General features: G+C 37.8%; 6 protein-coding genes and 1 pseudogene. All 7 read right to left on the reverse strand.

What is annotated here, in order from left to right; genetic code table 11:
• Nucleotides 1-8: 8 nt before the first annotated feature.
• Entirely contained in the window at nucleotides 9-1,667 is a 1,659-nt protein-coding gene (locus N5O98_RS19565; RefSeq protein WP_195664249.1) for a hypothetical protein, read from the reverse strand.
• Nucleotides 1,660-3,399, reverse strand: a complete 1,740-nt coding sequence (locus N5O98_RS19570; RefSeq protein ID WP_004320934.1) for a DUF5108 domain-containing protein — start codon at nucleotides 3,397-3,399, stop codon at nucleotides 1,660-1,662. The genes N5O98_RS19565 and N5O98_RS19570 overlap by 8 nt, the downstream gene beginning before the upstream one ends.
• Nucleotides 3,400-3,412: 13 nt before the next feature.
• Nucleotides 3,413-4,960, reverse strand: coding sequence for a RagB/SusD family nutrient uptake outer membrane protein (locus N5O98_RS19575; RefSeq protein WP_004320935.1), 1,548 nt, complete (start codon nucleotides 4,958-4,960; stop codon nucleotides 3,413-3,415).
• 13 nt (nucleotides 4,961-4,973) lie between these two features.
• Entirely contained in the window at nucleotides 4,974-8,243 is a 3,270-nt protein-coding gene (locus tag N5O98_RS19580; protein ID WP_004320936.1) for a SusC/RagA family TonB-linked outer membrane protein, read from the reverse strand.
• A gap of 16 nt (nucleotides 8,244-8,259) precedes the next feature.
• Nucleotides 8,260-10,482 carry a fasciclin domain-containing protein gene (locus N5O98_RS19585; RefSeq protein ID WP_004320937.1) on the reverse strand — a complete coding sequence of 741 codons (2,223 nt, stop codon included), beginning with the start codon at nucleotides 10,480-10,482 and terminating at the stop codon, nucleotides 8,260-8,262.
• Between the two features lie 14 nt (nucleotides 10,483-10,496).
• Nucleotides 10,497-12,062, reverse strand: coding sequence for a pectate lyase family protein (locus N5O98_RS19590; RefSeq protein ID WP_004320938.1), 1,566 nt, complete (start codon nucleotides 12,060-12,062; stop codon nucleotides 10,497-10,499).
• Between the two features lie 121 nt (nucleotides 12,063-12,183).
• Nucleotides 12,184-12,295 (reverse strand): annotated as a pseudogene (locus N5O98_RS19595) (IS30 family transposase); the annotation flags it as partial.

Genomic DNA, 12,295 nt, shown 5'->3' on the forward strand with positions numbered 1-12,295 from the left:
TATCAAAATTAATAACAGTTCTTTGTTGGTCTCAGACACCAGTGGTGGAAGCAACATTTGCTTGCGTTTATTCCATGGAATTTAATAACCACATTTACCGGTTGAGTGCCTCCAATAGTGACTACACCAACTTTTGCTCCATCACGATCGTACTTTGTTTTATTTTTATCTGTCGCTTTAGAAGTGTCATACCCTTCAGGATATCCCTGTCCGCCACGATCATAGTGCCAATCAGTCTTCGTCAGTTGAGAGGCTGTAACTGTTCCTACATACTCTCCATTAAAAGAAACTTCCACGTCATGTCCCATTTTTTGCTCAAATCCCAAACACAAATCATATTCACCAGGAGGTATCTTATACGGAGCAGCGACTCTAGTTACTTCATCATAACTAAAACCTGTAAAATCCAATGTGTACTCTTTAGTAGCAGAATCTGTTAATTTAAAACGTACGACGCGATTGATTATAGTTGGGAAAACACCAGGATAACCTGACCATGCTGTCACTTTCGTATCCATTTTATCAAAAGTTAGATTTTCGCTATCAAAATAAAGCGTTTTTTCTTCTTCTGACAGATACTCATACCATCTCATAAAATCTTTGACACGATAAATCAATACATTAGTAGGAATCTTCAGTTCTTTCACATAATATGCAACACCATTACTAAGAGATACAGGATTCTCCAAATCCACCTCTTGTACTGTAGTTCGCCACTGTTTACTAAAAATAGAATTCAAGTCTATATTATCTTCAAAATCCGATTTAGTAAGTTTTTTATTAAAGAACATTGATTGAAAAGTCCAGTTTTTCAGAATAGAGTCCTCCCGTTGCATTCCCCATTCCTGTATTTTGTTACGGGCTGTAGCCAACGCACGATTGACAACTTCATTAGAAGGAATCAATACAGTCGCTGATAATGACTCTGACATCATATTAAAACCTTCAGCCTCAAAATAAGGATTAGTAACCGTGAAAATAGAATCATAGACGTTACTTCCGGTTTCATCGACACCTATAATTTTACTGGCCTCTTTATCAAATGTCAACTGATTACGCTCCATAATCATCTCCCTAAAAATAGAATAATCATCTCCTAACCCTTCAATCAACTCATATAATGATTTAGGAGTTTCCACATAATCCTCCATTTCATAAACATAGCCATTGTTCACCTTCGTTATCTTTTTCACAGCTATACCGTTGAACGAGATAGAAGTATCATTATCTTCATTTTCTACCTTCGACACATTAATATATTTTCCATTCCACATCAACACACGTTGTCCATCCGACAGATTAGACGGAGAAAGAGAAATATCCGAAATGTGTGATTTAGCCAAAAAAGTTCTATCATCTGTAGCAACTGCACGAGATAATGCATTCTCGTCACTAACCACTAAAATAGTGAACAACAAATTCTTCTCAACCATTTCATCCAGCACTCCTGTTTCACTGAACAATTGGTACATGGAACTCAATTCCGGTTGCGACTGTAAATAATCAACAGCCGACTTGTTGACTACTGTAATATTTACATTATTCACTACCTGTTCTTCCTGGGAATAATGAGAATCCCAGTCATCATTACATGCATATATACCACTTATCAGCAATATAGATGACAATATATATTTTATAGTTTTCATAAGTATGTGTCTATTCATCTTCAATTATCGGTTCAAAAGTCATATAATCTAATTGGATACGGAACTTGTTATGAGAAGAAGCAGCCGGATCGGCAACCAACATCTTCATAGAATGAACCTTCGTCTTTGAGAATTCAATCTCATCATAAATAACTACATCATAACGTCCTAATTCATTGGCTGTAATACTCGCATAAATAGGAACTTCGACATCTGTATCGGTGTCATCATCAAATGTAAACTTAATTTTACCTCCATTACTTCCACTAGTCATTGTACGCATAAAATCCATTGATTTTGCATAAGTAACTTTCAACGTCACTTTATATTTGCCAGCTATCAGAATTGGTGTTTTCATGGTAACGGAACCATTATATCCCAAATTCAAATAGATATGATCTGTATTTTTACAATTGATCCAGTCCGAGCCTTTTGTCTTCGGAGTTGCATAGCCCACGCGATAATATCCGCCGTTTTGACCATCTAGAGATGTAAGAGTGCTCCTGGCATCTACGGTGTAACAAGAGAGCGAAGAGACATCCGACTGGCGCTCTTTTTCATCTGCCGTCTGATACTTTTGGTCCGGATCACCATAACCACCATTCACCCAAGAAGCTACCTCCTCATAATCAGCAAAGTCCCATTCTACGCGCACCGGAATCTCGGATTCCCACAAAGGCAACCAGCTATCTATTTCATGTAAAATACCATTTTTAGCCTGTACATCGGAACCGTCTTCAACAAACATCGCTTTCACCGATTGACCATCAATTTCTCCTTTATAATTAAAATACAACTTATTGCCACTCTGCATAGATGCTTCCAATACTGCATCTGCTTTGGTAGTCCACAATCGTGTAGTTGCACCTCCACTAAAATTGTTGAAATCAAAAACAGAGTAACTTCCACCAATCACATGATATGCCACATAGCGAAATAATTCGTTTGCTTTATCTTTATAGTCTGTTCCTATTGCACCTACTTTAGCAGCCAGATCAGCAACAGAAGTAACTCCTTCAGAACGATAGGTATCATCTGATACAGCCAGCAACGTATAATTCCGTTTTTGCTGAATAACCGTATTATCTTCCTGCCTTATTTCATCGTAAATAGTACTCAAACTGTCTTTCCAACTTGTTTGTTCCAAAGCATCAACAAAAATGGAGTATTTATTACTACTTTCACTGATACGTTCATATAGGCTTTCCACCAAAGGAGACATCACATCATTCAATACATACACATATCCATTAGACACTTGGATAGCCAGTTCCTTTACATGCGCTTCTTTATTCACATAAATTGAATTAAATCCTCCAGCCTCCGAACTTTCATCAAAAGAGACGGAAAGATAATCATCCGAAAGAGTTTTAGCTTCCAGTTTACCTCCTTGAACAAAAGTATTCAGATTGATAGAATCATTCACGATATGATATTCAGCAAGACTACGGGCATAGTCTTTTCCCAATTCCTGAATAGAAGATACATTCTTTTTAGTATAGAAACTGCGCACAGCTTCATTTGTAGGAACCAATACCGTAAAATAAGACGAAGCCTGATTCACGGCATTAAACAAATCTGCATACTTCAATACGGTGATCCACTCGGAAAATTCATCAGAACGAGTTTCCAGATAAGACGATACCGGATTCATATCATAAACCTGATAAGTAGAGTCTTCATAGGGATCGTTGCATGCACTGAATAATGCAACCAATAATAATAAATATATATTTCCTAAAGTCTTCATAAATGGCTGTTTATTAATTATTACCTGTTATTCCATAATATGGATTCTGTACCAATAAGTTGTTATTTTCAATTTCATCCGCGTGAATTGGTAAATACCATGCATATTCATTCTGAAGAACTGAACGTATCCAACTAGCATTCGCTGTTGTATTGTATTGCTGAACCAAAGCAATAAAAGCTGATTTATGAGCATAGTTCTTACTTTTGGCATAACGTATCATGTCATACCAACGCTTACCTTCAGCCGCCAATTCAATATTACGTTCCGGCAATAAATAGTTTTCCATCATTGAGCTTTCATCCTCCTCATCTAAAGCTATAGTTTTTTCAGGCAAGTTAGCACGAGTACGGATCTGATTTATAATATCAACAGCCTCCTGCCAATTTTCCTTTCCTTTCCAAATTAATGCTTCCGCCTTCATCAACATGACATCTGCCATTCTGTAAATAATCCAGTTAGCATCATCTTTCAAACGTATTGCATCCGGATTCGTTGGGTCGGTATCGCCCATCTCATATTTCCATATACAATGAACGATGTTCTCTCCATCAGTATAAGCTATAAAAGCACCAAATTGGCTACGGATTGCATCTTTTCCTGCCATAACCTCTTCAAAATCATTGACCAAATCCTCACCCATTTTAGTAGAATATCGATAATTGGGATTTGTACCAGTCGTATACATAGCACTTGGCCCTCCCGTCTGGCTATAGGTGTTGCCATCCCAGTTCACTTCAAAAATGGATTCATTACTATTCCCCGGATTAAAAATTGTATACCAGTTCTCCGGAATTGTAATAAATGCCGGACGACGTGATGCAGTAGCGTTGATTAATAGGTCTGCATACTTAATACAAGTATCATAATCTTCGGTCCACAAGGAAACTTCCGACATTAATGCATACAAAGCCCATTTAGTAGCCCGTCCTTTGGAAGCATTCCAATTATCATTATCATAAAATTCCTTCGCACCTCCAGAGTCAAGAGCTGTTTGCACATCCGCCTTAATTTGCTTCAAGATTTCTTCTTCTGAAGATTTGGCAATAGAAAACGGAGTAGAGTCATCCTCATAAGGAGTTGTTACCAAAGGCACTTCTTTAAAATTGCGTACCAAGTAAAAATACATTAATGCTCGCATGAAATAAGCTTCGGAAAGATGTGCATTCATTGCACCTTCTGTATAGGTGTCATCTATTTCACGTACTCCCGGAGCATGAGCGATGACCACATTGGCCATGTTGATCACTTGATACATGTTCTCCCATTTACAAATAGCTTCTGTTCCATCCAACTGGAAATTCTGCAACTTCATTCCATCCTTATCACCTGTCAAGGTACAAATAGATGCTCCTCGCAGTTCTCCCCATTTTAGCAATGACTGGCAGGAGGAACGCATATAATAATAACCGGAAGCAATGACCGCTTCTACATCTTCTTTCGATTTCCAGTAAGCGTCAGTCACTTGTTCATTTTTGGGAAGCAAGTCCAACCAATCGCTGCAACTACTGTTCAGCAGCAGGCTACCTGCCATTATCCCTATATAAATCAGTTTCTTCATGTCTGTAAATGTATTAGAAATTCAAATTTAAACCACAAGAAAAACGGCGAGAGCAAGGTGTATTTGCACTATCTTTCGACAGTTTAGAAGCCGAAGTAGGAAGAGACGCTTCTGGATCCTGTCCTGTGTAACCAGTCCAAGTTAACAAGTCATAACCAGTAACAAAGAAATTAAGCGTATTGATACCTAAATAATTGCACACCTTTTTAGGCAAGGAATAGCTCAACGACAAAGTCTTTAAACGAACATAAGAAGCATCTTCTACAAAACGATCTGACCCTAAATAGTTATATCCCTCATTATATAAAGCACGTGGAATATCCGTATTATCTCCTTCATTTCTCCAACGCCGCAAAACCGCTTTACTTTGGTTATTGGCATTATACATAGATTCATTATCCATACGAGTCGCATTAATAATTTTCTGTCCAAAACGACCATAGAATAATGCATTCAAACTTAGACGCTTATATTTAACGGTAAAGCCAAAACCACCAGTAAGAATCGGATTACAGTTGCCCAGATAAACAATATCGTATTCATTTATCACACCATCATGATTAATATCTTCATAAATAGCATCACCCGGACATACCTGCTTAGCACCATTCTTCATAACAATTGGTTTACCGTTCACATCATTCATAACATTTCCCTCTTTATCCCGTGCATAAGTAGCCTCCTGATTTTGGTAGACTCCTTTGTAACGATAACCATAGAAAGAACCAAACGGGCGTCCCTCTTCAATGCGAATAGCATACTCACCATTTTTAAAGGTATAAGGCTCCGGATTCATTGTTTCAGGCAGTTCGGTAATTTCGTTCGTGTTACGGCTCAAGTTAACATAGGCACTAACACGCCAATCTTTCTTTTCATACAATACACCATCGATACGGGCCTCCCATCCTTTATTCTCCATTCTTCCAGAGTTGTACCATTTATTCTTAGAGAATCCTGTAGTAGTCGGCATTTTCGGTTCTTTCTGCAGCAAATCTTTAATATATTTATTATACCACTCAAAAGTCAGCCTTAACTTGCCATGGAAAAAGCTAAAATCACCACCCAAATTATATTCTGTTGAAGTTTCCCATTTCAAATTGTTCAACTGCATTCTGCTAGGATAAATAGCAGACATATCCATATATTCTCCTCGTGAACTATAAGCTCCATAATAAGCGGCCGTCCCTTTGGGAGCATTACCACTTTGTCCGATGCTGAAACGAAGTTTGATTTCATCCAGCCAGTCTTCTGTATTTTTCATGAACGGTTCATTTTGCATATTCCAAGAAATTCCCACAGTAGGAAAAATACCCAAACGTTCTGACTTACCCATTGCAGAATTAGCATCCATCGTTGCAGAAGTATGAAATACATAACGATCCAACAAAGTATAGTTAATCAAACCGGTTCCGGAAATACTACGTGCTTCCGACTCCCCTGAACCCAGACTATAAACAGAACTACCTGTAATCGGATCTGCAAGACCAGATGAAGCATTACCATAAGAAGTACTTGTAGCACTAGAACTGGTAGCCTGCGTAGTACGGAATACAGCAGTTGCAATCAAATTATGTTTATCCTTCCAGTTTTTATTGAATATCAATTTGTTTTCCGTTTGCAACGTTAGACTCTCTGAAGAAGCAGCAGTACTTTGGTTGGCATATTCACTTGTCCAAGCCACTCCCGTAGCAACTTGAGGAAGGAATTTGTCTGTTGTAGTAGTCGACATCTTAAGAGAAGCATAAGCCGAATACGTCAGATACGGAAGTATTTTATAATCAATACGGAAATTAGCACGGCTATCACGTGACATAGTATTTTTATAACTCTCGTTTGCCATAGCTACCGGATTAAAATGAGAGGCACTATTGTTACTTGCCTTAAATTCACCTTCCCAATCCTTTGTCTGATAAGAAAAATACTGTGAAGAACGGTTTCCATTATCATCCATATAATAAGGAGATTTATTTGGCATCTTTTTAAACGCTTCCGAACGTACGTTGCTATCTTTTGGTGCCCAGTTATCATCCTTATCTGACTGTGTAAAGTAGAAATCTGCTCCAAACCTCAACTTATCCGAGAAATTATAGTCTACACGCAAAGATGAGTTGAAACGTTTCAGCCCTGTACCGATGGTTGTACCTCCTTCACTTAAATATCCCAGTGACAGACGATAAGTGGCCTTTTCACCACCACCGCTCATAGAAAATGTATTGTCTGTAGTAAATGCATTCTGACGTACCTCGTCCAACCAGTTTGTATCTACATTATATTCATTGAAATAGTTCCAATTGGGCGAGTAGTTAATTTCAGGTGTATCATACAAATACTTTAAATAAGTATCTGCATTCAAACCTGTATAATTAGCACTATTCCACAAAGCCTCCTGTACCATAGCAATGTACTCCGATCCATTTAACATTGGAATACTATTCGGTTCAAATTTTGCTGTGAACTTAGAAGAAAAATTAAATGTAGTCTTGCCAGTCTTACCTTTTTTAGTCGTAATTGACAACACACCGTTAGCACCTTTCGTTCCCCAAATAGCCGTAGCAGCCGCATCTTTCAAAACTTCTACCGATTCTATATCAGTAGGAGCAATATTCAATAAAGCACCTAAATCTTCTTCATTGGCAGTAGAAAAATCAAAGTCGTCATCTAACTCTTGTGTATAGGGAACCCCGTCAATCACAATTAATGGTTCGACAGAGCCATTCAGTGTACTGGTACCACGAATACGGATAGAACTCCGCGCTCCCGGATCAGCACTCAATGCAATATCTACACCACTCAACTGCCCCTGTAAAGCTTCTTCTACCGTAGCTATCGGAGCAGTAGCAATCAAATCTTCCATCATCACTTTCTGTGTCGCAGATACATTCTCTTTATGTCCGATACCCATATTATTACGTTCGATACGTTTAGCAGTGATAGCAACCTCATCCAATGTTTCCACATTGGATTCCAGTTTTACATTCAATACCTTCTGACCAGTATATTTGATTCGTTTCGTTTTCATACCAATGTATGAATATACCAATGTCAGATTGTTTTCTTGTGCAGGAATTTGTAAACGGTAGTCACCATCCAAATTGGTCACCGCACCTCCTACAGAACGGTTTTGAGCGTTCACAATATTCACATTCGCACCTACTATCGGTTCGATCTGATTTCCCAGCATTTCGGTCACCTTACCGGACACGACTTGTACCTGTGCGGCTACTTCCCCTGTCCCCAGAACAAGTATCGCTATCAGCATGTATTTTACTAATTTCATATTCATATTAAATTCGGTTATATCAAAGGACTGTATCAATCAACTGAAAACATCCGTCGTCAAACGCAAACGGGAAGAAATTATAATCAGATATCACGTTTGCCACTTTTCCATCTACCATTATGCTTAATGAACTTCCGGAATCTGTATACGTCAAAGACTTTCCACTAGCAGTAACATATGTAGAACTCTTCATAGCCGACCCCGGATAAGGATAAGAAATAAGTGCATTTTCCCTATCACGTATAAAATATGAAAGCAGGTATTGACGAAGTTTCGAACTACTAGTTACCGCTCCGGTCGCATCCATGCCCGGAATTTGCCCTGCAGCTATTGCTGTACTAATGGCTTCATTTGTCGGAATAAAACCTATAACATGAGAAGCTCCTGCTAGTCCGAATATATAGTTGCTAGACATTACCATATCAGCTTTCTGCAACAGCTGTGCAAACTGATAGTAAACATAACGATTATCATTACAAACGCTTAATTTATGTTGTAACCCATCACCTTCTTGCGCTTGAAACAAGGCTGTTCCACTATACATATAAGTTCTTCCATTATTCCAGTTGTCATTGCCGTTCTTTACTTCTGTAAATTCAGAGAAAGGTTCCACATTATTATCCGGTTCCAAAATTTGATTATAAGCTGCACTACTTGTTATCTTCCCGTCCTTCACATACCAATAATTAAAACCGGTTTGTGTAGCTAGAACCTGTGTCCCATTTGTTTTCAGTCCATCTACACCTGTAGCCGTATGTATGTTTACAATAGTTCTCATTACAGAAGAAGAAACATCTACCAATCCATCCTCGGTTTCTTGTTGTAACTTACTTCCATCCGCATAAGTTCTCAAGTAAATATCTTCTGACTCTATTTGTTCATTAGTAGGCACTAACAAGACATACTTCGTATCTTGTGAAGAATAGGCAGTTATCAGTCCAGTCCCATCCAACATGTAAAGATAATAATTACAATCTTTGTTACGGAAAGCCGGTCCGACTACAGAAGCAAACAAAATAGGTGTATCCATTGTATTTAATCCATAAAAGACACCATTGACACACATTGATTTATCAGTCACCTTAGAAGGATCGAAGTTAAAGACCATGTCATACATATTCTTAACTTTTCCACTCGTAATTTCATCAGGGAATGCAATTCCATCTTTATAAATAAATTGATTCAACATATATTTCATTGCTAAATCATCTACATCATCCAAAGATTCATATCCACCCTTTTCCCAATAATTATCAAAGAAATTATTCATAGCCACATCTGACGGTGCAAATACACTATATGCTTTTGAAGCATTATTGGCTACATCCGAATATTTCGTTGAATACCATTCTACTGCTATAGCAGGCAAAGAAGTACCATGTGTATGAATAAAAAGTGAATCGGCCCCCAAGGCTGCTCCAAAATCTTTAGATAAGGTAGCGTCATACGTATAAGTGGTATTTTCATTATATAAGTTGAAAAAAATTGAATAATTTTCATTTGATTCCAACTGGGTATAAATGGTTTCCAAAGGTTCAATTACCTGATCAACAATATATACATAACCATTATCTGCCAAAATTTCATATTCACTAACAGCAGCATTGGAAACATTGAATCCCCCTGTCCCTTTCCATGTGGAATTAGGATAAAAATAGGTATAATTAGATGCTGCATCCAATTTTTTTGTATCCCAAAAACGGTAAGAGAAAACCGGAATAAAACGGTCCAGATGATAAACCATGCGTCGTTTACCCGTAGAAGCCTCTACTTCCATAGTAGGAACATTACTACTACGTGTACGAAACTTATAATACAGACCCGCATTTTTATTCATTTCCTCATCAGTTATTAAATCACCTTCCGGACGAAAATTCACCAACTTATTTTTATTGTAAGAATAATAAAGCAGATGAAAACCAATCACTTTTTTCAATTCATCCAAATTTATTTCACTGATGTCGGAATAGCCGTGCTTCTCCAAATAGGCCGAAAAAGCCGTATCATCCGGAGCCATCACAGTCAGGATACTTTTTCCCTCCATAATAGGCTTAAAACCTGCCAACTCTACTGCCTGCAAAAATAGCGAGTAGTTCCCTCTATCTTCCAGGACTTCCCAAGCACTACCTTTCAACCATTCAGGTTCTTCATAATGTTCATCTATCTTATCTGTACATGAGGAGATAAAGAAAGGCATGAACAGTATACAAAGTAGTACTGTTGTAAATGTCATGTTTTTCATATTACACAAATTGATTATTGTTTATTCTTATTAAGTTCATACTCATATTCATCAGGATATTCCAACGAAAGGGCATAATTTTCTATATTCAAATAGCCATTTTTAGCCTCTTTTACCGCATCTGTCGGATCATATTTGTCCAGTCCCCATGCATCTTCGAAAGCATCCGGCATCCCATCATTATCTGAATCCAGAGGTTTCTGTGCAGCATTTATTGTACCAGGACCTCCCAACGGAAATTGTTCTGTTTTACGTTCATCTTGAATAATCGTTCCTTTTCCTCCCAACGAAGTAAGTTCATCTATCAAGTATTTATCTACTTCATCACGTACCGGAAGATAAGCACCCACTTTTTCAACTACCCATTCATAAGCTTCCTGTGCACTTTTCTGACTGCGTATAATTGGATGTAGATCAGAACGAGCTTCAAGAAGTGTAGGAGAGCCACTACAATATTGTGACCAATTCACTTCTGTTATCTCTATTCCATTCAATGCTCCATCCTTGTCATAGTCATAATAGTTACCTTTACAATAACTTCTAAAATCACTGTTACCACCAGTAAATGGTCTTGCAGGATTCATTGGTACCTGTTGCGCCTCATATACTTTAGGTGCAATTTCCACATTTTGCCAATTATTACAGGGACCAACTATAAAATAGTTATTTTCAATAGTTGTTTCCGATTTACCTGAAGAATCACCACCCATATTATAAGCAGCTCCACTTCCCCAATTATACACAACGTTGTTAACAAACTGGTTTAATCCTTTAACTTTCGGATTTCGAGTTTTATTGTCAATATATAAATTGCGGAAGATTGTACACCCATTCGATATATCAGTTTGCATTAAGCCACCACACGAGTGATTCTGCAAACCCTGCCCGATTATAGAATTTTGTATTGTTATATTCTTTGGGGCAGTTCCCTTACCATCAGGATTGATAGAAAAACATTCATCTCTTCCCCAAGTCATAGAGCAATGGTCGAATATCATATCTGCTCCATTAGCTACTCCGCAAGCATCCAGTTCCGAAGGATATGCAGCTCCCATACGTATACGCAAGTAACGAACAATCAAGTTCTGTGCACCTGAAGCAGAAACACGTCCATTATAAAGAACAATCCCATCACCTGGAGCAGTATGTCCTAAAATTGTCTGATTACTTTTCAAAACAATAGGATTGCTACTCAATTTTATAACACCAGATACATCAAAGACAATAATGCGCCAAGGTTTGCTTACTGCATCACGAAAAGATCCAGGACCCGCATCATTCAAATTAGTCACATGATAAATTTCCCGTCCCTCACCTGCACGAGCACCTGTTACATTTTTCCCATATCCTTCCGCACCAGGAAAAGCAAGTACTCCATCATCAAAAACCGGGAAATTAAGCCCCTGATCCGAACCTCCCCCTTGATCACCAAAATCCCCATTTTGCGCTTGATCTGTTGGCAAATTGGGACTCAAATCACTTCTAGCATCCTTATCAACACATGCAAACAAAGTAGTAATGGAAAGACAGGAAACTGCCAATATTCCTACTTTTGCTTTTAATAATGTAATATTTTTCATATATAATTAAATTAAATAATAAACTACCATCAATATTTTTATTTAATGATTACACTAAAATTACGTTGTTTCACAATTTTGAATTAATATTTCCTCCCCCAAAAATTATTAGATGCTGAATTCAACTTGCAAATGCAACAGAATTCTGATTAATAATTTGTTTAAATTTTTCGTTTGGCGTGAGGTATCCAAGTCTTTTACGAGGTCGATTATTGAGTTTATTTTCAATCCAC

Origin of the sequence: Bacteroides sp. LFL-34 (genome assembly GCF_027257075.1) — a bacterium.
GTDB classification, from domain to species: Bacteria; Bacteroidota; Bacteroidia; order Bacteroidales; family Bacteroidaceae; genus Bacteroides; species Bacteroides ovatus.